At 49.1% G+C, this 24,485-nt stretch carries 14 protein-coding genes; 7 read left to right on the top strand and 7 right to left on the bottom strand.

From position 1 onward, the window contains the following. Positions 1-66: 66 nt before the first annotated feature. The gene (locus WBG78_RS06540; RefSeq protein ID WP_337325591.1) at positions 67-3,528 is read right to left on the bottom strand and encodes a PVC-type heme-binding CxxCH protein; all 3,462 of its coding nucleotides are present in this window, start codon (positions 3,526-3,528) and stop codon (positions 67-69) included. 127 nt (positions 3,529-3,655) lie between these two features. Between WBG78_RS06540 and WBG78_RS06535 the strand changes: the two genes are divergently transcribed. From WBG78_RS06535 to WBG78_RS06525, 3 genes are all read left to right on the top strand, one after another. Continuing rightward, positions 3,656-4,534, top strand: coding sequence for an AraC family transcriptional regulator (locus WBG78_RS06535; protein WP_337325590.1), 879 nt, complete (start codon positions 3,656-3,658; stop codon positions 4,532-4,534). Between the two features lie 425 nt (positions 4,535-4,959). Next, positions 4,960-5,292, top strand: a complete 333-nt coding sequence (locus WBG78_RS06530) for a PadR family transcriptional regulator (RefSeq protein ID WP_337325589.1) — start codon at positions 4,960-4,962, stop codon at positions 5,290-5,292. Between the two features lie 10 nt (positions 5,293-5,302). After that, positions 5,303-7,960 (top strand): ABC transporter permease, encoded by a 2,658-nt coding sequence (locus WBG78_RS06525; protein WP_337325588.1) that lies wholly within the window; start codon positions 5,303-5,305, stop codon positions 7,958-7,960. A 78-nt stretch (positions 7,961-8,038) separates the two neighbouring features. On the opposite strand, the gene WBG78_RS06520 is transcribed toward WBG78_RS06525, so the two are convergent. The 5 genes from WBG78_RS06520 to WBG78_RS06500 all read right to left on the bottom strand — a co-directional run bounded on the left by WBG78_RS06520 (position 8,039) and on the right by WBG78_RS06500 (position 17,408). After that, positions 8,039-9,388, bottom strand: coding sequence for a DUF4861 domain-containing protein (locus WBG78_RS06520; RefSeq protein WP_337325587.1), 1,350 nt, complete (start codon positions 9,386-9,388; stop codon positions 8,039-8,041). A gap of 38 nt (positions 9,389-9,426) precedes the next feature. Beyond that, entirely contained in the window at positions 9,427-10,665 is a 1,239-nt protein-coding gene (locus WBG78_RS06515) for a glycoside hydrolase family 88/105 protein (RefSeq protein WP_337325586.1), read from the bottom strand. A gap of 211 nt (positions 10,666-10,876) precedes the next feature. After that, positions 10,877-12,580: a glycoside hydrolase family 28 protein gene (locus WBG78_RS06510; RefSeq protein WP_337325585.1), complete on the bottom strand. Its 1,704-nt coding sequence runs from the start codon at positions 12,578-12,580 to the stop codon at positions 10,877-10,879. A 1-nt stretch (position 12,581) separates the two neighbouring features. Next, positions 12,582-14,255 (bottom strand): RagB/SusD family nutrient uptake outer membrane protein, encoded by a 1,674-nt coding sequence (locus WBG78_RS06505; RefSeq protein ID WP_337325584.1) that lies wholly within the window; start codon positions 14,253-14,255, stop codon positions 12,582-12,584. A gap of 18 nt (positions 14,256-14,273) precedes the next feature. Further along, positions 14,274-17,408, bottom strand: coding sequence for a SusC/RagA family TonB-linked outer membrane protein (locus tag WBG78_RS06500; RefSeq protein WP_337325583.1), 3,135 nt, complete (start codon positions 17,406-17,408; stop codon positions 14,274-14,276). A 356-nt stretch (positions 17,409-17,764) separates the two neighbouring features. Here WBG78_RS06500 and kduI point away from each other — a divergent pair, with 356 nt between their 5' ends. The 3 genes from kduI to WBG78_RS06485 are packed head-to-tail and all read left to right on the top strand — an operon-like array spanning position 17,765 to position 20,428. Next, on the top strand, positions 17,765-18,598 hold the full coding sequence (gene kduI / locus WBG78_RS06495) for a 5-dehydro-4-deoxy-D-glucuronate isomerase (RefSeq protein ID WP_337325582.1): 834 nt from the start codon (positions 17,765-17,767) through the stop codon (positions 18,596-18,598). After that, the gene (locus WBG78_RS06490; protein ID WP_337325581.1) at positions 18,595-19,380 is read left to right on the top strand and encodes a gluconate 5-dehydrogenase; all 786 of its coding nucleotides are present in this window, start codon (positions 18,595-18,597) and stop codon (positions 19,378-19,380) included. The genes kduI and WBG78_RS06490 overlap by 4 nt, the downstream gene beginning before the upstream one ends. Before the next feature lie 22 nt (positions 19,381-19,402). Continuing rightward, a complete protein-coding gene (locus WBG78_RS06485) occupies positions 19,403-20,428 on the top strand; it encodes a LacI family DNA-binding transcriptional regulator (RefSeq protein ID WP_337325580.1) in 1,026 nt (341 codons plus the stop codon). 161 nt (positions 20,429-20,589) lie between these two features. Here WBG78_RS06485 and WBG78_RS06480 read toward each other — a convergent pair whose 3' ends face one another. Then, entirely contained in the window at positions 20,590-21,906 is a 1,317-nt protein-coding gene (locus WBG78_RS06480; RefSeq protein ID WP_337325579.1) for an MFS transporter, read from the bottom strand. Positions 21,907-22,309: 403 nt separating this feature from the next. Here WBG78_RS06480 and WBG78_RS06475 point away from each other — a divergent pair, with 403 nt between their 5' ends. Further along, on the top strand, positions 22,310-24,436 hold the full coding sequence (locus tag WBG78_RS06475) for a xanthine dehydrogenase family protein molybdopterin-binding subunit (RefSeq protein ID WP_337325578.1): 2,127 nt from the start codon (positions 22,310-22,312) through the stop codon (positions 24,434-24,436). The last annotated feature ends 49 nt before the right edge of the window (positions 24,437-24,485 follow it).

The following is a 24,485-nucleotide window of genomic DNA, read 5'->3' as shown; positions in this document are numbered from 1 at the left end:
CAATTCTTCTATGATCGCAAATCTCCGATCGCAATTCAACAGAATCACGACATGTACCTGAAACACCTACAGCGGCTTATTGGACACAACCTTCATCAACCCGTTCATGATCGACCAGTGCCCGGGGAATGTACAAACAAATGGATACTCTCCGGGATTTGACGGCGCGATGAAGGATAAAGTTATCGTCTCCTGTGGATTCACGAGTCGTGTCGAGAACAACACTTCGCTGATGCGAGGAACATAGTTCATCTCTGCCCCTTTCGCGTCGGCGGCGATAGCATCGGCCGCTTTGCCGATTATTTTAAGCGAACCCTGCGCACCAATCACGAGATTATGCTGCATGAAGTCCGGATTCTCGAATACGATCTGCACAGGTTTGCCGGCAGGGACCTCGAACGAAGTTTTATCGTACTTCATCTGGTTCTTGATTACACTCAACTTGATAACAAACGCGTCCTTACTGGTTTCGGTAGTCTGCTTGCTGCTTTGTGACAGATAGTTCTCGGCAAAGCGTTCAGCTATCGTGGTACCCGCAAACATGTTTTCGTTACCCTGACCATACACACGTTCCACTTCATACTTCCATGGGCCTGTGAGGGTGATCTTTTTCGTGCCCTGCTGTGCAAATAAATCCTCCGGCTTTCCTACAAATCCGCCGCGCCAGCCGCGATCTTCGATCTTAACGGCGACTACGTTTGCTCCGCGTTTTACTGCCTGCGGAGGAACGTCGTATAACTTCTGTGAATTCCCTCTCTCCGACTTTCCAATATAGGTACCGTTAAACCAGACTTCTCCTTCGTCATCCAGCTGTCCGAGGCTAAGAGATGTCTTTGAATTTGCCGATGGAAGATCCACTTTTCTACGGAACCAGATCACGCCATCAATATCCTCTCCTGCCTTTTCGATTGGCTGAGGTAATTCCATTGACTTCCATTGCTGATCGTTGAACTCTGCTGCCTCGCGGTGTAATAGCTTCTTATCGTCAAACTCAGGGTGCGCAGATTTGAATGCCGACATGAACTCACTCGCATGCATGCCTGCCGACACATAGGCAGCCTGCGAGAGCCAGTAGTCCTTTGACACTATCGGATCAACGGACGCGTCGTAGATAGCTTTGCCGACATCTGCTGAAGATGAGACATCCTGAAGTGAATTGATTGCTGAAAGACGAACACCAGGGTCGGCATCCATCAGTAATTTTGATGAAAGGATGTCGTTTCCGGTCCAGCCATTTCGCGTCAGTATCTGTAAAGCCGCCTTCCGTATAGCCGGAACGTTGCCCGAAACCGCCCGTGTCATGGCATCCTTACCTTCTCCTGATGAGGCAGCCTTAAGTCCGTCGATCGTCCAGAGGGCATGGAGGCTTCCGTAGTAATTATTGTCTGATGCATTGCCAGCAAGCTTAACCAGGGCTGGCACTACATCGGCATTGCCGCGTTCCACCAGCAGTCGCTGCGCGGTGAGCCGCCAGAACAGGTTGTCGTTTGACAGAGCTTCGATCAATCCGTCTGTATTCTCCCTGCTAAGCGTTATAGGATCGTAGCGTTTGGCGGTTTTACTTACCACGCGCCAAACTCTTCCGTGGGACTTATCACGCAGTGGATTCTCATAGGCATTGCCCTTTCCTGTCTGCGCCGTGTAGCCACCACGGTCGGGCGTTGGAGTAGGATTATGCTGAACGATGAAGTTATACCAATCCAGCACCCACACAGCCCCATCAGGGCCGACCTTTGCATCCACAGGAGCAACCCATTCATCGGCGCCGGCAAACAGGTTCCATCCATCGCTTTCCGTAAAGCCTGCACCGGACTTTGATATGTTTGCCACGTGCACCAGGTGACCTGTAGGCTCGCTCACGAACGCATTTCCAACATAACCCGATGGATATGCGCGCGCTGTGTAGAAGCTATGGCCTGAAGCCGCTGTAAACCCACCAAATACATCGACCTGTCTGACCTTTGAGGTAATCGGATGCATCGCATAGTGGCCATCGAGTTTCGCGCTTCCGGTGATCGGCATTCCATTTACGCGTTGCGCTCCTTTGAAAGGAATTCCTACAAACACGCTGTGCGTATTGTTGGCGGTTGATGCAAAGATGTCGTTGTCTTCTGTGAAGCCAAGTCCCCAGGTGTTGTTCGTCGTAGGGCTGACAAATTCGAAAGTTGACATATCAGGTGCAAAGCGATAAACGCCCTGACTGAATTGCATGTCTTGACCGGCGAGCTTGCCTTTGAATCCCGAATAGCCTACAACACCCCAGATCTTGTTGTCGAATCCATATTGCAGTGTTGATGGTCCAGCGTGCGTGTCGAACGTTCCCCATCCTTCACAAAGGACTTCTTTAACATCCGCCTTATCGTCGCCGTTCGTGTCTTTGAGGAAAAGGAAATAAGGAGCCTGTGAAACAATAGCCCCGCCGTTGGCGAGTACGATACTCGTTGGAATGTTGAGCTTGTCGGCAAATATCGTGAACTTGTCGGCCTTGCCATCGCCGTTGGTGTCTTCACAAATCTTGATACGGTCGTCGCCCGTAGATTTATCTTCAAGGACATTGTTTGGGTAGTCAACAGTTTCAATAACCCAAAGGCGGCCGCGCTCGTCCCAGGTCATAGCGATAGGATTTATGATGTCTGGTTCAGAGGCAAACAACTCAAGATCGAATCCTACAGGTACCTGTATGAGTTTCGCTGATTCTTCTGGCGATAAGGGTTCCTGATAACGGGGAGCCGGATCGCGTTTTTCGTAGTTAGGAATATCGGCTTCATCGCGGTAAACAAGTTTGGGCATCGTGGTTCGGTATGCTTCCCACTGCTTTCTCACGTCTTCGTTCACCGACCATGATATACCGCGAAGCACAAGCTGCTGAAATCCCGGATTTGACCATGTACGTTCGTCATGACCAGAGGCCGTATAAAATACACGACCCTTTCCATGTTGCTTCACCCAGGTCCATGGCTCGCGATGATCACCCTCAACCCGCTCCATCAATACTGTGCGGTCGTCCGACAACTTATCATGAACATATGTTTCGTCCCAGCTTTCAAAAGCAGATAGCCCTTGCGTGATGGGATGCTCCTTTTGAATAATCTCCGCAGTAAATACTGCAGTGTCGTGCTTCAGAAATTGTCCTCCCACGAGCTTTATGTATTCGGGAGAATTTTTGAAACAGAAGCTTGCACAGTGAATAGGCAGAAATCCTTTACCTGAAGCGACGTAGTCTAGCAGGGCCTTTTCCTGTTCAGAAGTGATGCTGTCGTGGTTGGCATAGATCATCAATGCATCGTACTGATCGAGGTTGGCGCGATTGAGGACTGAAGGGTCACTGGCATAAGTAAAGTTGACGCCTTCAATAGCCAGGGCCGATGCAAGTATGGGCATGTATGTAGCCGAATTGTGATGCTCGCTGTTGTGACCCAGGAACAACACTTCGATCTTTCTCGGACCATCGTCGCGACGGGTGCAGGCAGCCATCGACATTGCAAGTAAAATGAGGCAGGTTATCGCTCTCCAGCAGTATGACTTCATGGGAACAGGTTTTCAAGGATGAAATTCAGCGTAAAATCATGCAAACGATTCCTGCATTTTGTCAACTTTTGACTGTATTTTACCATGTATTTAAGCGGATAACCTGTCAACCGGACAAATAAGTACCATGAAGGCGCTTCAAAAGTCACCCATATCACCAGATCACTCCTTAGAGGTGAAGCGCCTGATCGCTCCTCACTTTGATCCAAACTGGCATTTTCATCCCGAGTTTCAACTGTTCATCGTCCTTGAAGGAACCGGAACGCGATTCATCGGTGACTCCGTTCATCCGTTCAGAAAAGGAGATGTTGTATTCACTGGCCCCAATCTTCCGCATGTGTGGCGGAGCGACCAAGAATACTTCACGCACAATGAAGGGCTGTCAACAGAGGGAATTGTTATCTACTTTCATGAACACATCCTCGGCGATGCATTTCTTAAAACGAACGAAGCTTATAAGCTGCGGCAGTTGTTCTTACATGCCCGGCGCGGCATGACCTTTACGGGAGCAACGGCCGATCATGTGGAAAGAACATTGTATGCGCTACTCGACGCCCGCGACTTCAACCGGGTGCTTCTGCTGTTTCAACTATTGAATCAACTTGCGAACACAGACGAGTTTTCACTACTCGCAACGTCAGGCTATACGAACACATTGAAGGACGCCGACACCCGGCGTATGAATGATGTTCATGCTTATGTTATGGCCAACTTCCGCGACAAGATCACGCTTAACGAAGCTGCTGCAATAGCCAGCATGACACCAACTTCGTTCAGCAGGTATTTCAAAGTGCACGCCAACAAGACGTTCTCCGAATTTGTAAGCGAGATCAGAATAGGACATGCATGTAAGCTGCTTGCTGAAAAGAAGATTGCTGTTTCGCAGGTCTCCGACGAGAGCGGGTTTCAGACGATGTCGAACTTCAACAGGCAGTTCAGAAATTTTACGGGGTATAATCCGCTGGAGTACCGGCGCAAGTACGCGGAGTCATCGTTGGTGTATTAGTTCTGTGGGTGCGAACGGTTAATTCCGAGGAACGGGAGACTGCGGCTTTACTTTCCCAGCTTGTGAGTTCGTTCACTGTTGTATCAATCGAACGCTGCAGGACCGCCGCGTATTAAATCCAGGGTCGGGAGGCAAGGGAGTTTTAGAGTTTTCGGGAGGTGGTTTGACTTGGGAGATCTTTACGTTTGCTAAAGTTTATTTTAGATGGCCTGTGCCAGTAGCGTGGTTAATTCCGAGGAACGGGAGACTGCGGCTTTGCTTTCCCACATTTTAAATCCGTTTCATGTAGTATCAATCGAAAGCTGGAGGACCACTGCGTATAAAATGCAGGTCGGGAGGCAAGGTATAAATGCAGGTTGGAAAGGCAAGCGGGATCTTGAGCATAATCATTATATTATATACATTTATAAATATAATCATCACAGATGAAAGGAACTTATCTCGGCGAATTTGAAGAGATTGTGCTGCTGGCTGTCGGCATTTTGAAAGAAGAGGCGTATGGTGTGTCTGTTCGGCAGGAGTTGGAAGATCAGACCGGGAGAGACGTTAACATCGGTGCAGTCCATACGGCCCTTCACCGGCTGGAGGAAAAGGGATATCTCAAGTCGAAGTTTGGTGAGGCACTGGAAGTCCGTGGCGGAAAGAGGAAGCGCATCTTTACGCTTACAGCCGCCGGCATAAGGGCACTTCATACGTCACAGGAACTCCGAAAGCAAATGTGGTCACAGCTGCCAAGCGTAATACTGCAAAAGAAATAACCGTACCTATATGCGCCATGATCCTCCCAGGTTATTTACCAAACTCCTTCATTGGTTTTGTCCGGTTGAGTACGTTGAAGAAGTCGAAGGCGACCTGCATCAATGTTTTGAAGAACGTGTCATCAGCAAAGGACTCACTCGTGCACGTCTACTGTATGCTCGTGATGTCATTCACGCAGTGCGGGTATATCCGACGAGGAACACAGCGATTCGTCAGGTTTCATTCACAACCTTTGTCGACGCGTTCCGGCACTTCCTTACGCTGGCCGTTCGCAATATGACAAGAAACAAATCGACCACTGCAATCAACATTGCTGGCCTGGCAGTGAGTCTTGCAAGCGTGTTACTTATCGGACTTTATATCATTGATGAGTTGTCGTTCGATGCGTTTCACCCAAACGCGGACAATGTTTATCGAATTGGACATTCTTACAAAAGATATGGTGATGGCGTCGAAGAGACCGATGCGCGGGCGGCAGGATACTGGGCACCCGCGATGAAGGAACTTTTGCCCGGAATCAAGCATGTAACAAGGTTCTCACGGTTTGGCTATCCGGGTATGGTCCGCGAAGAGTTGTCCAATAAAGTGTTTGTTGAACCGGAGTTCTTCTGGACAGACAGCACGTTCACCGACATATTCTATGTGAGTTTGTTTTCAGGAGGAAACATCAGAGAAATCCTTGGCAATCCTGGAAACGTGATTCTCACCGAAGATATGGCTAAAAAGTATTTTGGCGATGCAGATCCTCAGGGGCTTCAACTTGTATACAGTCGGGATGGAATGGACTTTCCTCTGATCGTTGCCGGCGTAATGAAAAGCTTCCCATCGAATTCGCACTTTCATCCTCAGTTTATTGCAAGCAATCAGGCACTGAATCCCTTATGGAAGCGAGACAATGAAGACCGCGTGAATTCCTGGCGAGATGCCTTTACATACTCTTATATGGAAGTGGAAGAAGGGACATCCGAAAGCACATTAGCTGCAAGTCTAAGAAAAGTATTTGATGAGCACCTCGGTGACAATGCGAAGTTCGTATCGCCATCGATAGTGCGCATGCGCGATATTCACTTCACGCCGGGAAAGGTTCTTGAGCTGGAAGGTGCAGGCGAAAAGTCTAACCTCTACATATTTGCTTCCATCGGAGTATTGATCCTGGTCATGGCCAGCATTAACTATATGAACCTTGCAACGGCGCGATCGATAAGGCGATCGAAAGAAGTAGGACTTCGTAAAACGCTCGGCGTCGGGCGGGGCACCCTTGTGCTACAGTTCTTTGGAGAGTCGTTGTTAATCACAGTGATAGCGCTTGGTCTTGCTATATTATTGTGCGTCGTTTTGCTGCCTTATTTTAACGACCTCACAGGAAAGAATTTTTCTGTGACCAATGTATTAGGTGGAAATGTATTTCCATGGGTAGCGGCACTTACAGTCACTGTCGGATTGATCTCCGGTTCATATCCTGCATTTTATCTTTCGTCGTTCAATTCAGCGGCTGTACTAAAAGGCAAGCTTCAAACTGGAGTTAGTGCAGAAGGCCTGCGGCAAATTCTCGTCGTCGCTCAATTCTCCATCACCCTGTTATTACTTGCCTCCACATTGGTTATCCGAAACCAGATGCAGTTTGTGAACAAGAGCAAGCTCAGCGAATTCGAAGATCAGATATTCTCGGTGCGCCTTACGGGACTTATCGACCCGGCAAGCATTCAGGCTGTGAAGAAGGAATTACTCACCAGCCCTTACGTTGCAGATGTAGCGCTGGCCACACATCTCCCCCGCCAGGAACAATTTGGCTGGAGCGACGTCCGTCTTAAGGCACCACTGTTCAGTGAAACCGAATTCATCTGGCAGGTGATCGATTGCTCGCATGATTTCCCGAAGATGTTCGATCTTACGTTTCTGTCTGGCAGGAGCTTTACCGGGGTTGAGGCCACTGATACGACACAAGTAATCATCAATGAAAGTGCAGTTCATGATCTGCAGCTGGATCCCGACCATGCATTGGGAGTAACATTGGAGGATCCTTTTTCAAAGAAGAAGCGAACTATCGTCGGCGTAGTTAAAGACTTCAATTGTACCTCTGCAAGAAAGAAGATACAGCCCATGGTTATTAACTGCAACGTGATGGCTGCAGAACATATGTATATCAGGCTATCAGGACCTGATTATCAACAGGCCATCGGGGCAATTCAGCAGACGTGGCGAAAGATTTCACCGAAGTCGCCGTTTGAGTATTCTTTTATGAATGAGCAGTTCGCGGCGCTATACAGGAGCGAACGCCAGGCGTCGGCAATTGTTTCCTATTTTTCAATGCTCGCCATAATGATCGGATGTCTGGGGCTATTTGGACTCGCCGCGTTTACCACAGAACAGCGAAGCAAAGAGATAGGAATCAGAAAAGTACTTGGGGCGTCGTCCAGGCAAATCGTTGTACTTCTGACGTCGAAATATGTGAGACTTGTGTCTCTGTCATTTGTCATCGGCATGCCCGTGGCGATCATTCTTGTCAATCAGTGGTTGGAGCAGTTTGAATACAGGATTGAACTGGACGTGTTCTTCTACGTGGTGCCGGTGATCCTGATAATGGTCCTTGTGACTGCGACTGTATCCTTCGAGGCATTGAGAGCAGCGTATGCGAATCCGGTTGACTCGATAAAATCAGAACACTAGTAAAGTCTATAAGGCAAGTCCGGACAAAAGATCAGGATGCAAGGTCGGACTTACATATAAAAGGCGGCGCGATGGAACTCATTTGGTCACAATCTTCACCTGTACCGGGTTCGCCAGGCTGGCAGCGGTTGAATTCACAAATTTCATAAACTGCTCTTCAGTAGTAATGCCTCCTGGTTCACCCGACCAGACACCTGCGAGGTAATACTCAAGCTTGTTTCCGTCTGGTTTCAGCGACACGATATGACTGAATTCATCCTCTGTAAACCCAACAAACCTTGCGGGATCGAAGAAAACCACCAGGCCGAGGTCATCATCATTCAAACTTTGCCTTCCGTAGGTGGCCAAATAGCCCCATCGTTGGGCATCTCCCCGATTACTAGTCAGTTTTGCCTTTGTATCCTTTACAATTCCGGTGACAATCGACTTCGGGCTACCAGATATTTTAAGCTCTTCCCTGGTCAAACGTGTGCCGGCGTGAATGGAGATCCTTGATTGGACATCGTGTTTGTTATTATTAGCCAGCCAACCAAAATAATTGATCAGTATGGATGAATAGACAGGTCCGTTTTCTGCAATGAGGCAATTAACGCTGTCGGTCTTTTCAACGCGGATAGCTGTACCGTTTTCAAGTGCGCCAATTGATCCCACACCAAGTGACTTGCCTACTTTCATCACGTCCATTCCCCATGGCTGCATATTGTGATAAGAGTCAAATCCGTCCTGTCCAACATTCTGCAATACCGGGTCGGTTGTCTTCTTGCCGAACACATCTGTTGCGTTCCGCTGATCGAGATAGAGACGATAGCCTACCATGTCGGACTCCCAGCCTGGTCCCTCGTACCGAATAAACCACGAATGGTCTTTGTGCTCCTTGGGCACGCGCAGATAACTTGTGTTCTTAAATGTTCCGCCGATGTATTCACGGTTCTTCCATTCGCCGCCTGCCCTGTACGACAATTCAGCCTGCGTCAACTTCTTATAGTCACGGGCGATCGTGGCCGTTGGATGATAGCGTACCAATACCTGTAGTTTTTCCCTGGCGGCAATACTGCCGACTACAAACACAATTCCCTTCTTCTGATCGCCGCTGTTGTATTGACTCGGAATCTCTGCTTGCCCGCTCACAACGATGAAAGCCTTTGGATTAAAGTCCTTCACTTTCGCGAGTTGTCCCGGGCTTAGTACTACTATTGCGTTTTCCCGTGTTGCGTTGATGGGATTGGTGATCTCCACTTTGAAGGATTTTGGAAACTCCTTCTCCAGCGTTGTCTGTGCGAAAGATTTTATCGAAAAGAAAAGAACAGTAACAAATACCAATAATCGCATAAGTGACATCCTGTTTAATTGTGTTCTGATCGTGTTGACGCGTTTGAAGCTGCGAGCTGTCAGGTAAGCTATTTTAATTGCCTGGAAAAAGACCGTCATATTTTAGTAACTCAAGTACTAGTTCAGTAATGCAAGTACTATTTCAGCAGTTCGACTTCAATGCTTGCCTGAATAAAAGGGCCCACTCCTTTCAGGTCGTCTGTGCGGAGCGGCTCGCTGATATAGTACTCGAAGCTACCATCGCGGTAAGGCGTTCCGCCGAGGCCTCCAACACTTACGACTTTTGTCAGGTGGATAAAGCCCTGCTCGTCTGTCTCGATAAAGTTTGTTGTGATACCTGCAAAGGCCTTCCTGGCGGTCGCAGCATAGCCTTTGTCAATATAGCCCATGCGCACACCCTTTGCGAGAGCATATGTAAACATGCAGCTCGCGGAAGCCTCAAAGTAGTTACCGGTGCGGTTGCCCTGGTCCAGCACCTGATACCATAGCCCAGACGTTGCTTCCTGGTAGTGTTTTACTGCCGTGGCATAGCGCTGGAGAATATCGATGAGCTCTTTTCTTCGTGGGTGATTCTTTGGAAAGTAATCGAGCACATCGACCAGGGCCATACCATACCAGCCCATACCTCGTCCCCAGAATCCTGGCGCTTGTCCTGTAACAGGATTTGCCCATCGCTGCATTTTACTTTCATCCCACGCGTGATACATTAATCCTGTTTTAGGATCGCGAACATGCTTCTCCATCCAGACGAATTGGTTCGCTATATCATCAAACTTTGCCTGATCATTAAACATCATGGAATACTCCGCTGAAAAAGTCTCGCCCATATAGAGACCGTCCAGCCACATCTGATAAGGATAGCGGAGCTTGTGCCAGTAGCCACCTTCCTTTGTCCGGGGTTGCCACACAAGCTGGTCATGTAACAATGCAGCAGCCTTACGATACTTCTCCTGTTTTGTGGCGCTGTATAACAACAACACTATGCGACCAGGCGTGATATGATCGATGTTGTATTCAACAAGCTCGTAGGTTCGAATGCTGCCATCTTCGCGAATGAAGTGGTCGATGATTTTTTTGGAATAGTCAAAGTACCGCTGATCACCAGTATGATTTTTCAGCTGATCAAAACTTTTGAGCAACACACCGTATTCGTAATTCCACTGCGCGGGGCGTTTAGGCTTAGACGCAGCTGTCTCGCCTGTGGCCTTAACCACAATGGAGTCGGGATAGGTGTTCATGATCGACTCCGCCATCTGAACACCCCAGGATTTCTTCTGCGCATTACAATCAACGGCGCACAAGAAGGACATTGCTATTGCTATTGCTTGAATGATGAGGATCTTCGTCGGACCTATGGTTCTTATTTGATGTTTCATTGTCTTTCAATATCTATATGCGACGAAACATTTTTTGGCGTGCGTCCGAACGTAGACGCAAGGCATTGCGTTCGAACATAGACGCATTGCGTTCGAACATAGACGCAAGGCATTGCGTTTGAACATAGACGCAAGGCATTGCGTCTCTACGGCGGGTTTGATGGTTAACATATTGAATGTCATTTCCGTTGTGGCAAAGGGCATATTAATATTATCGTTTGGTCACATTGACCGGAACACCGTTCCCTAATTCAAACTCCTTCTTTATCCCTGACATGTTCGTATTTGTCACGCTTATGTCTTTTGATTTCGCACCTTCTATGCGCACAAGCACGTCGGCATCTCCATGACCTATTTTATCCATCGCAATCTCGCGGCCATTCTGAATATCGACGATGCTTCCCTCACTGCAATACAGGGTGGCGTTCTTTAATGAGATACGCTCACCGTCGATGCATTTGAATCCCTCTTTGCTTTGTATCGAAATGTCCTCCATGTGAATATCACGAATGTTCATCTCAGGAAGTCCGCGTATGAAGATTGCTGTTTCAGCACCTTTACAAACCACACCTTTGATGTGGAAGTCTCTGAATTGTGGCGTGGCATCCGACACTGGATGTTCTTCGAAGACAGGTTTAGACTCCCCGGCAAACATTGTCAGGGGATCTTTGGCCATGTAATACATATCGAACAGAATGGCCGCACCACCGATGCTGCTCATACGAATATTTTGTACATATATCTTTTCCACAACTCCTCCCCGACCGCGGGCAGTCTTAAACCTCAGGCCAACGTCGGTGCCCATGAAGTTACAATCTGATACGAATATATTGCGCGCTCCACCGCTCATTTCGCTACCAATCACAAAGCCTCCATGCCCGTGAAACACAGTACAGTCCTTCACGATCACATCTTCCGTAGGAATGCAACGCCTTCTTCCCTCCTCGTCACGCCCCGATTTGATACAAATTCCATCGTCTCCAACATCGAACGTGGAGTTTTCTATGAGCACGTAGCGACAGGATTCGACATCCACGCCATCACCGTTCTGTGCATTCCATGGATTTCTCACTGTGAGATTCCGCAGGGTGAGGTGCTGAGTAAGCAACGGATGTAAACACCAGGCGGGAGAGTTCTGAAATGTTACACCTTCGAGTAAAACGCGCCTGCAGCGCATGATGCTTACCATGTTCGGCCGCAGGAACTCTTTGATCTCTTCAGCCTTTGCCATGTCGTAACCTTCGGCAATGACCCCGGGTCTTTTGGCCAATGAGCCTTTCAAGGCACGCGCCGTGGGATACCATACTTCCTGCTTGTCATCAACAGCGCCACCTGAATTAACAAGCTGCTTCCACTCTGCCTCTGTGACCTTACCTTTCTTTACAGGTCGCCAATGCTGACCAGCACCGTCGATGATACCGCGGCCAGTGATGGCAATGTTTTCCGCGTCGGCGGCGTACAACGGTGACTGTACACGAATGGCATCCAATCCTTCCCAGTTCGTCCTTATCAGTCCGTAGTCGTCAGTATTATCACTGAACTGTAGCACAGCACCAGCGGCAACGTAGAGATTGACATTGCTGCTGAGCACCAGCGGGCCCGTTATCCAGAGGCCTTTCGGCACCAGTACAACTCCGCCACCGTTCCGGCTGCAAGCAGCGATAGCATCGGTAATAGGTTTAGTGTTAAGGGTGAGACCATCTTCTTTTGCCCCATATTTTCTGATGTCGAATGTGTCTGTTTTGAAGGATACGTTCATGATGACAGGAAGTGTACCCTGCTGGAAGACTGCATTCTGGGCTTTGATGTGATGTGCAAACGCCAACAACAGGAACGATAGCAATATCCTAACCCCGCGCTCCATCACAAGCGCGGGGCATTCATATCCAAACCCAAAGACATTATTCAATTTCATTTTATTGATACGCAGGATTCTGAGGAAACTCCTTGTTCGTGTTCAGTTCGAGGGCAACCTGCGGAATAGGACGAAGGATCTTTAACTCACCACCGGTTCCGACGAATGCATTCGGTACGCCGCGCACATCCTTGTTATAGAGCATCACGCGATCTACTAGTTTACCAGTTCGCTTGAGATCAAACCACCGGTGGTACTCTCCATACAATTCGCGGGCACGTTCGTCGAGGATTTCGTCGATGGTGACCTGGTCCGGGCTTGTAAGCTGCAGCGTGTTCGGAGTTCTTTCGGCGCGTGCCTTCACCGCGTTGATCCTCAACATAGCTGTAGCCTTATCGTTACGCTTCAGATATGCTTCGGCGGCAATGAGGTAGGTTTCCGCGAGACGCATCAAATAGATATCGCGTGTACCCGCACCGGTACCAAAGGTGGTGGCCGTCGGATCGTCGAACTTTCTGACAGCGGGAGTAATGTTGTCCTGATATACATTCGGTTGCTCCCAGGCATTTACCAGCGGACTCGTTGCCTTGATCCGGTAAGGAATGATCTGCGTCTTTGTCCTGTTGGCAGGATCCGCAGCGCGCCAGGCGGCAGTATCCGCCAGCTCCCACGATTGAGGATAGTAGCGTGCTACTTTAACGGCAGCTTTATCAGTCTTGTCGTAGAAATCGAAGTAACGCTCATACATCACATTCATGAAAGTGCCCTCCCAACGAACGTCATTCTTTTTAAACAGATCGAAGTAATAGGAAGTAGGAATGAGATTATAGCTTCTCCACGGATAGCCCTTTGCCAGGCCTTCTCCGCCGTGATAAGGTCCGAAGTATCCGCTTTGCGTAGAACCTGTTAACGCGCCACCTGATGGCACCGGCTGCAGCGAAGTATTCGTGTATTGTATTGAGAACAACACTTCATTGTTCTTGTCCTTGCCGGGCCAGAAAAGATCTTTAAAAGATATTGACGAGAGGTTATAACCATTAATAGCTTCGTCAGCCAGCATAGATGCTTTTGTAAAGTCCTCTGCGTTTCCAAAGCTCAGATATCCGCGCGTGAGATAAACTTTTGCCAGTAAGTGCTTCACGGCTCTCTTACCCACGCGACCGAATGCGGGATTCTCATCGACAAGCGACAACGCTTCTTCGAGTTCGGAGACGACAAAAGAATAAGTTTCTTCTTCCGTGTTTCTATCGAACGTTGTCAGCGCGGTGTTGATCATCTCCGTCACAAGCGACACGCCGCCAAATTGCTGGGCCAGCAGAAAGTAATAATATGCGCGGATAAACTTCATCTCACCTTTACGGGCAGGAACAGTCGCCTGAGGATCGGTCACCTCGGCATAGAAGAGACCTGTGTTACAGGTTTGGATGGCCTGGTAAACGGTCTGATAGAATGTTGCTACCGCAGTTTCACCCGGTGAGAGCGATTGATATGCGGAAAGACCCACAGGGCCAGGGTTGCGTCCATCGACGCAGATATCTGTACCTGATTCGAAGATAAACGGTGACGTGTACACGTTCCGCAGGGAAGAGTACGATGCATTAACGAGGTTCTCAAAACCCGATGCGGTGCGATACAATTCATCAGCAAGTACATCGGCCTTGTTGTCTTCAGTCAGGTAGTCGCTGCAGCATGTCATCGTGAGCATGAGGCAAAGCGCTGTAAATATTTTCTTCATTTGAGTTCAGGTTGGAGTTTAGAATTTAGCATTGACGCCAAGCTGGTAGGTGGTAAAACTCATACCGCCGTTTGCATATGAAGCGGTGGCCCATTCGGGATCAAATCCGTCGTAGTCTGTGAATACAAAAGGATTCGTTACGTTGCCATACAGACGAAGGTTTTTCAATCCCACTTTGTCGACGAAGGGTTGCGTAAAAGTATAGCCGAGCGTGATATTCTTTACTTTCACGAAGCTCGCGTCGCGGTAATATCCAACGGAATATGTTCTCCAGTAAATACCTGCATTTTTGGGCTGTGGATATTCGTTGCTCACGCGGGCTTGTGTGACTGGATTCGACTGCATGTACCAATCGATATCAAGTTTGGAACGGCCGCGGTCCTCATGATTGGTAAACTCTGCATGGAAAGGACTGTAGGCAGTCATGCCCTGGCGCGCGATGACAGAAAAGGAAAAGTCGAAACCTTTATAGGTAAGTGTTGAATTGAATCCACCGGTCCACTTGGGCAACACGCTGCCGATAATGCGCTTGTCGTCCTGGTTGATGACGCCGTTGCCATCGTAGTCAACCACGCGTCCCTGTCCTTCGAGCTGGCCATACGTAGCAGCCGCTGTTTCGCCGGCCTGCCACACACCATCAGCCTTCCAGTTGTAATAGCTGCCGAGAGGATGACCTTTCATAATGACGTCATCAGCATTGTAGCCATCACCGGCACCGTTGTTCAATACAACGTAGATGATATCGGTCCCTTCGTATACTTTAGTGACCTCATTGTTGTTTTTGGCAAAGTTGAAAGTTGTGCTCCATTCGAGGTTGGAGTTGCTTACGTTCACTGTGGTTAATGAAACTTCAACACCTTTGTTCACTACTTCTCCGATATTCTGATATACCGTTTGCCATCCCGACTCCATGGGAAGCTGACGCGAAACGATGAGGTCTTTCGATACTTTGTTGTATACATCTATCGTACCCCCTACACGTCCTTTGAAGAATGAGTAGTCGAGGCCCAGATTCACTTCGCTGGTACGCTCCCAGGTCAGGTTCTTGTTGGCGATCAGGTCGGGACGAATACCGCTGGCCAGTGTGCCACCATAGTCATAGAAGGTTGGCGTACTTGCCGTGGCCATGGTCATGTACGGATCGATCACCTTGTTACCTGTGAAGCCATAGCTAGCACGCAGTTTCAGGTTGTCGACAACGCTTGAGTTGGCAAGGAAAGATTCTTCCGAGAGCTTCCATCCGATCGCGGCCGAAGGAAAGCTTGCCCACTTGTTACCTTCTGCGAGTACGGAAGCACCGTCCCAGCGCGACGTCAACGTTACCAGGTATTTGTCTTTAAAAGCATAGTTGAGTCTTGCAGCAAATGAAAGCAGCGTCTCTTTCGAATAGTCGGAGTTGCTGGTCACTTTGGTTTTGTCGCCGGTGGCGCCTATGCTGTAGTAACCTTTTGCGCTGGGATCCATGTTGTCCTGAGCAACGAAAGTCATCTCGTTCACGAAGTAGTTTGAAGAGAAAAGCCCGATGAAATCGAAATTGTGATTATTGAATGCCTTTGTGGCCGTGATCTGGTTATCCCAGATGTAGGAATACGATTCGTTAAGCTGCCGTTGTGCGTATGGTAATCCGCCTACTCTGCCTTCAGAGTCACGTCCAAGGAATTGACCTCTTGAGCGCGATGTATAACGTGGTGAAATGGTCGTCTTGAATTTCAACCATGATATCGGAGAATACTGAAGATAAACGTTACCTATCGCATACGTTGCGTGTCCTTCCTGAAGGGTCTTTTGCTGATCGATCAGCGGATTCACGGAACTTGTAAAGTCGATGTGATATTTGCCAGGCTGATCCGCAATTTCATCCTTACCTGGGCTCACGATCAGCTGACCTGTTTCAACATCGTATGGACTCATGATCGGATTCATGCGAAATGCTTCGAGCATTGCGCTGGGAGAACCATAATTCTGGTCTTCGAACGACAAGCTCAGGTTGGCACCGGCCGACCAGTATTTATTTAATGTATGATCAATGCTTGCCTTAAAGTTGTAGCGCTTGTATTCTTCATTCGCGATGTTTCCTTTTTCATCCTGATAACCCGCGCCAAACGTGTATGCCATTTTATCTCCGCGACCTGAGAACGATAGCCAGTGATTCGATTGAAATCCATCCTGAATCATCAGCGATGGCCAGTCGGTGTAGTCCTGTTCGTCGAGGCGACGCTGAAGTTCCGGACCCGTTGAGTTATAGCCGGGATTGGCAGGTATGGCCTGATTTCTGACAAGCGCGTCGCTGATGAATGAATCCTGTCTCCAGTTCCACCACGTATCGCCGTCCATGAATTTGGGCAGGCGCGCTGCCTGCCTCACGCCAACATATCCATCGTAGCTAATCACGGCCTGGTCTTTAACACTTGCACCTCCTTTTGTCGTTACGAGCACCACCCCATAGGCACCCCGTGATCCGTAGATAGCGGCAGATGAAGCGTCCTTGAGAATGTCGATGCGCTCAATGTCCTGCGGGTTAAGGAAACTAATTCCTTCCGGCATGATCACGCCGTCGACAACGTAGAGGGGTTGTCCTCCCTTGAATGATTGCACTCCGCGTATCTGAATGTTGAAACCGGAACCGGCACGACCCGTTGAGTTGCTGACGTCAACGCCGGCAACCTGTCCCTGCATCGCATCCATGACGTTTACCGCGCCTCGTTGCGTAAGCTGCTTATTATCCACCAGGCCAACGGCACCTGTGAGGTCAGTTTTCTTAACTGTGCCATAACCGACGACAACTACCTCAGACAGTTGCTGAAGATCGGTTGCCATAGTGATGTTGAAGGTTGTTTGTTGATTGACGGGTAGCTCCTGCGTTGCGTATCCAATGAAGGAGAACACGAGAACATCGCTGGGAATAGCCTGAAGGTTGAAGCTTCCATCGACGTCGGTTGTTGTTCCTGTCTGCGATCCTTTTATAAGGATTGACACGCCAGGCAACGGTGCGTTGTCTTCTGATGATGTGACTTTGCCTGAGATCGTTGATTGGGCGAACGCGGGCGAAGCGAGGAGAACACCAAGTGCGAAGAGTGCATTCAGTGTGAAGAGGGCGAGGCGCCGTTGACTGAGTGGCAGAGGCGGCGAGGCATTGCGTAGAAAAGGTTTCATGTGCTGGAGTTTTGTTTGTTCGATACATCTGAAATCCTCCGGGCGGGTGTGTTGTCCGAGGTGGTTAACGCGGTGGCTGGTGACTTCAGAGGCATTTGATTAGGGCCATTGTTGGTGCGCATAATACGCGTTTTATGCGCAATCGATTGCATATTTAACACCTATATTTTAACCAACCAAATGATCTTTTATAAAATTTGATAAATGGCCATTTACAGGTTCAAACTGAGGCATTTGTCAAATATTAATCGTTCTGGCATCGATTCCCGCCAACGATCATATTGTACAACATTGTGCCGCAGAATAGGCCGTTTCGACATTTTTCTTATATATTGCGCAAACGATTACGCATACCTATGACACTCGACTCCATGCACGCAGTGCATCCAGACCAATATTCTACCTTCACCACCGCGCAGCTTCGGGCCGCATTTCACATCCCAGGGCTGTTTGTCGCCGACGAAGTAAAAGCAGTCTATACACATTACGACCGCTTAATCGTTGGTGGCGCCTTTCCTCTGTCGCGCTCTCTGAAACTTGAAACACACAGCTCACTGAAAGCCGAATACTTTCTGGAAAGACGTGAGCTGGGCATCATCAATGTTGGTGACTCAGGCTCGGTTAAAGTTGATGGACAGATTTTCACCCTGCGCAACAAGGAAGCTTTATACGTAGGCCGCGGTGCCAAAGAAGTTATCTTCCAGCAGGAAACTGGCTCGTCACCACGCTTCTACTTCAACTCCGCTCCCGCTCATACCGGTTACCCTACACGAAAGGTTTCGCTCGAAGAAGCGGACACCGTGGAGATCGGTTCTATAGATACATCCAATCACCGTGTCATCCGAAAGCTGTTGGTGAATAGCGTTCTGCCGTCGTGTCAACTACAGATGGGATTGACAGAACTTAAGAAGGGAAGCGTATGGAATACCATGCCTCCGCACACTCATGAACGTCGTATGGAAGCATACTTCTACTTTGATATTGCAGAGGGAAATGCTGTTTGTCATTTCCTCGGCAAACCAACAGAAACCCGACACATCTGGATGGCCAATCAGGAAGCGGTCCTTTCTCCACCCTGGTCAATACATGCAGGGTCAGGAACAAGCAACTATTCTTTCATTTGGGGCATGGCCGGTGAGAATCTCGATTACAGTGACATGGACGTTGTAAAACCCAATGAACTACGATGATGAAGCTGTTTGATCTGACAGGCAGGAGAGCACTTATTACCGGCGGCACACATGGACTTGGCATGGCAATGGCCAAAGGTCTGGGACAAGCGGGTGCAACGCTGCTCATCAATGGACATTCACCTGAAAAGATGAAAGGTGCGCTGAAAGAATATCACGATCTGAACATAAAAGCGGAAGGACATCTCTTCGATGTAACAGACGAAAAAGCCACGCAGAAAGCGATAGATACGATTGAAGCTAACGGTCCGATTGATATCCTCATCAACAATGCAGGCATCATTAAACGCACGCCTATCCTTGAAATGGAAGTAGCTGATTTCAGACAGGTGATTGATGTTGATCTGGTCGGGCCCTTCATAGTATCGCGAGCTGTAGGAAAACATATGGTGAGCCGAAAGGCGGGAAAGATCATCAACATCTGTTCGATGATGAGTGAGCTCGGACGAAACACGGTCACCGCTTATGCCGCCGCGAAGGGTGGACTCAAAATGCTGACGAAGAACATGGCCACGGAATGGGCGAAATATAATATCCAGGTAAACGGCATCGGGCCGGGTTATTTCGCTACAGAGCAAACGGCACCCATCAGGGTGAACGGTCATCCCTTCAATGACTTCATCGTTGGTCGTACGCCTGCGGGCCGATGGGGAGACCCGGCAGACCTTGCAGGGACTGCGATTTTTCTCTCCTCGGCAGCCAGCGATTTCATCAACGGTCAGATAATTTATGTTGATGGTGGTATATTGGCAACTATTGGGAAACCAGCCAACGAGCATTAGCGCCAAAGGGGGGTGCGAATTAATGAAGAAAGAAAAGGCAACCATCCACGACATCGCGCGCAAGCTCAACGTTACTGCATCCACCGTTTCCCGCGCACTGAAAGACCATCCGCGCATCAGCGCCGAGACAAAATCGGCAGTGTTAAAAGCGGCGCGCAAGCTCAACTATCAGCCCAACAACATTGCCGCTGCGCTGCGAAATGGCAAGAGCAATATTATCGGCGTGATTGTGCCCATGGCCGACCGGACATTCTTCTCTTCGGTTATCAGAGGCATTGAAGAAATTGCAAACGCGTCGCACTACCAGGTTATCATTTGCCAAACCTATGACTCTTATGAAAAAGAGCTTGCAACTGTTGATGCATTACTGAACTCGCGTGTTGACGGCATTATTGCATCGCATGCGAAGGAAACGGTGAACTTCGATCACTGGTATAAAGTGAAAGAGAAGGGTATTCCGATTGTTCTCTTCGACCGTTCGAACGACGAGCTTGGCGTGAGTCATGTTGTTGTTGATGATTTTCTCGGTTCATTCAAGGCCACGGAGCATCTCATTCAACAGGGCTGCAAGCGCATCGCGCACTTTACAAACACGCTGAAGATCTCGATTTACAGGGAGCGCCTGCGCGGGTATAGGGAGGCGCTGCTGCAAAACGGATTGAAGTATGACGAGTCTCTTGTCGTGGCCAGCAATCTGCAACTCGAAGATGGAAGAAGCAGCATGCAGTACCTTCTGGACAATAATATCAAGATCGATGGACTGTTTTCCGCCAGTGCTTTTGGCGTGCTTGGCGCCATGCAGATTCTGAAAGAAAACGGCTATCGGGTTCCAGAGGATGTGGCCCTCGTAGGATTCACAAATGAGCCTTACACATCTTTTACAACGCCATCGTTATCTGTTGTAGATCAGCACAGCATGCGCATGGGCAATGCGGCCGCGGAGATCTTTCTTCAGGAGCTGGCCTCGAAGGACAAGAAGTTTATTCCACAAAAGATTGTGCTCAATCCCGAGCTGGTCATTCGCGAGTCGTCGGTGCGGAAGAAGTAGGCAACGAAAGAAGTAGCCTGAAGAAGTGACTTTACATAAGTTGATCATTTCGTGCCTTACGAGAATTTGATCGGATGTTAGTTCACATGGTGATTCCACACCTTGCGATTAACCGCAAAATGTAAAACTCTGAATGTAAAATGTAAAAGTTTCGGAGCGGTTTATAGGTCTGTGATGACTCTGTGCTTTGGCACCAGCGCCTTCATAACAAACCAGGCCACCAAATATGCTCCCGCACAAATACAGAACATGATAAAGTAAGCCGTCTCGATCTGGTTGATACTGCGGTAGTACACGAACATATTCTTTTGCACCAGCATGGTGAGCATGATGCCGCCGAGTCCACCGAACATACCGCCGATTCCAGTAACTGAAGCGACGGCCTTCTTGGGAAACATATCCGACACCGTTGTGAAGATGTTGGCGCTCCAGGCCTGGTGGGCAGAAGTAGCGATACCAATGACCAGCACCGCGAGCCACATGTTGATTCCACCGGCTACCTGAGCGAGCAGGATTGGCAAGACGACGATCGCGTAGACGAGCATTGAAGTCCTTCGCGCCTTGAAAACCGGCCAACCGTTTCTTATCAAACGGAGCGGTAACCAGCCGCCGCCGACGCTGCCGAAAGTTGATATGACATAAACGATCGCCACCGGCATTGACACTGCTGTTCCTTTAAGGCCATATTGGCTTTCGAGGAAGTCGGGCAACCAGAACAGATAAAACCACCAGATCGGATCGGTGATGAATTTGCCGAGGGCAAAAGCCCACGTTTGTCTGTAGGTGAGCAATCTAAACCACGACACACGTTCGTTTTGAGTGGAGGGGGCAGTTTCTTCTTTATCGCTGTTGATGTAGGTCAGTTCTTCTTTCGTCACCTTGGGATGATCTTCAGGGCGATCGTACATGACGATCCAAAGTATTATCCATACGAACCCAATAGACCCTGTGATCACAAACGCCCACTTCCAACCCCATGCTTCGGCAATGAAAGGAACGGAAAGTGGTGCTATGATGGCCCCGACATTTGTGCCTGAGTTAAAGATACCGGTGGCCAGGGCGCGTTCCTTTTTTGGAAACCACTCAGCTACTGACTTGATAGCAGCAGGGAAGTTTCCAGATTCTGTGAGTCCTAATGCGGCGCGGGCGACGATGAAGCCCATGGTGCTTTGAACAAAGGCGTGTCCGATGGCGGCGAAGCTCCAGAACAGGGTGGCGAAGAGGTAGCCCATTTTGCTGCCGAGCTTGTCGACGAGACGGCCTGCAAAGAGCATTCCGAAAGCATACATCAATTTGAAGGCGATTTCGGTGTTGGCGTAATCAGCATCGTTCCAATGAAATTCTTCCGTGAGTGTTGATTTGAGCAGGCTGATAACTGAGCGGTCGAGATAGTTAACCGTTGTGGCAAAGAAGACCAGGGCGCAGATGGTCCATCGGTATTTGCCTATCGATTCATTGGCTGAGGAGATCGTTTCCAAAGGGGTGCTGGTTTAGTAGCGTGACTAATATGCACAAAAAAGGCGTACCGTTTTGCGCAATCGATTGCTCAATATAACCAATTATCCGGAACGGCAAATGACCGCAGATGTAACTTTCAACTCTATTAAGTCATACGGCGCCGTTCATCGTTAGCAACCTGTCGTAAGACTACTACCGAAAGCAATTGGTCTGTCAAAGTGATAATGCAATGGAAAGATGCGTTAACTTCAAGAGATAGCGTGTCCCTCATGTTGCTGATGATCCGCCTGGTCCAATTGCCGGAACAAATGAACGACGCCGGAGGTGGCTTAAACTCTGAGCAACAACCCCGAACAAGAGCCTACTACAGGCCTAACGTATGGCATATGCGCAATGAGACTTTCACTTCAAAACGTAAGGGATATGCGTAGACGACACTTTCTGAAGGTTACGGCAGCCTTCGGTGGATTGATTGTTTCTATGCCGGTGTATCCCATGTTTCGGGATAAAACCCTCGCAGTGGCCTCCGAAAATATAAAACATGCATTCAGTAAATTACTCTTTATCGCATCCGATGGCACCATCCAGGTGATCCTCTCCAAAGTCGAGCTGGGACAAGGAATATCGACAACGCTGGCCATGCTTGTGGCGGAAGAACTTGACTGCGACTGGAAGAAAGTTACTGTTGCACCCTGGCCAACAGGCACGGGCAAAGACTTTGAGGAGAGCCCTTATGTCCTGAGTACCGGCGGATCTGACTCGACGCGATCGGAGTTTGAACGATACAGAAGGGCAGGCGCTACCGCGCGACGAATGCTACTCGAGGCTGCAGCGAAAAGATGGAACACAGATATCTCAAATTGCAAAACAGAAAATGGTTCCGTGCATTATGGCAATCAAGCGTTGTCCTTCGGTGACCTTGCCGACGAAGCAGCGCGCCTGCCTGTGCCAACGGTATCACTAAGCGCAAAAGCGGAGTGGAAGATCATTGGAAAACCTACCGCTCGTCTTGATCTTTCTCATAAGGTAAATGGAACAGCGATGTATGGGATTGATGTTCACTTCCCCGGATTACTTACGGCGGTAGTGCTTCACCGCCCGGCATTTGGTGCTAAGTTGGCGTCGTGGGACGGGACGCGCGCCCGGGCGATCAACGGCGTGCGGGAAGTGGTTGAAGTTCCTGAAGGCATAGCTGTACTCGCCGACAATTTCTGGTCGGCAAAGCGAGGCCGCGATGCACTTGATGTACAGTGGGACTTTACTGACAGTCGCAGCATCACTTCTCACCGGCTTCCTTCCGACTACCGCGCAATAAGCAATCAAGCAGGACGCGTATCGCAGGAAAAGGGAAATGTGTCATTAATATATGCACAGGAAGTTATCACATTTGAATTCGACCTTCCTTTTCTCTCACATTCTCCTATGGAGACACTCAACTGCACAGTGCGGCCTGGCGTTGTTGGATGTGAGATCTGGTGTGGCACTCAGTCGCCGGTACTTCGTCAAATGGAGGTGGCAAAATTTCTCAACTGCGCGCCGGAGGATGTGAAATTTCATACGCCCTGGGTGGGAGGCGGGTTTGGTCGTCGGGGATCCTTCGGTGGCGACTGGGTAATGGAGGCAGTTCATATCGCGAAGGCTACTGGTAAACCCATCAAACTTGTATGGACCAGAGAAGACGACATTAAAGGAGGATACTACAGGCCTGTATATTATCATAAGGCGTTGGTGAGTGTGAACGAAGATGGAACACCAAAGTCATGGGGCCATCATGTTGTGGGACAATCCTTGTTTGAAAATACCCCCCTGGAAAAAGATATCGTCGTTGATGGCATCGATTATAGTTCCATCGGCGGAGTGCAAGGGTCTGCCTACTTTGACTCTATTCCTGATTATCGTGTAGAACTGCATACGACACGTTTGAACTTGCCCGTGATACCCTGGCGATCGGTGAGTCACACTCATACGGCGTTTGTAATGGAGACTATTGTCGATGAGCTGGCCGTTCGTGCGCATAGAGATCCCGTTGAATACCGAAGACAGCTGCTGAAGGGTAAGTCACGTTTACTGGGCGTACTCAATCTTGCTGCGGAAAAGTCGGGTTGGCACGAAGCGCCGCTTAAAGGTCGCTACCGCGGAATTGCAGTTCATCCGGCCATGAACAGTTATGTATGCCAGGTCGTTGAATTATCGGTGGAAGGTTCTAAGCCAAAGATCCATCGGGTGGTATGTGCCATCGACTGCGGGATTGCTGTTAATCCTGAAGGCATCCGTGCGCAAATGGAAAGCGGGATCATCTATGGGCTAACGGCTGCGCTATACGGAAAGATCGACATTGAAGACGGCCGGGTGAAGCAGAGCAACTTCAATGACTACAGGATGCTGCGCATCAATGAGTGTCCCGATATTGAAGTACATATTATTAGTGGTGGCAGCGACGTTGGTGGTGTCGGCGAACCGGGCGTCCCTCCTATTGCGCCCGCTCTGGGCAACGCGCTGTACGCGGCGACTGGCAAACGAATAAGAGAGCTGCCGTTTCGGCTTGAGTGAAGTCTAATCTAAATAGTCGACAGCTCATAAAAGCCCATCTTCCGGACAT

It is taken from the genome of Chryseolinea sp. T2, assembly GCF_037203685.1.
Taxonomy (GTDB): domain Bacteria; phylum Bacteroidota; class Bacteroidia; order Cytophagales; family Cyclobacteriaceae; genus Chryseolinea.
Note: the sequence above shows the minus strand (reverse complement) of the source record. Positions and strands in the feature narration are given on the sequence as shown.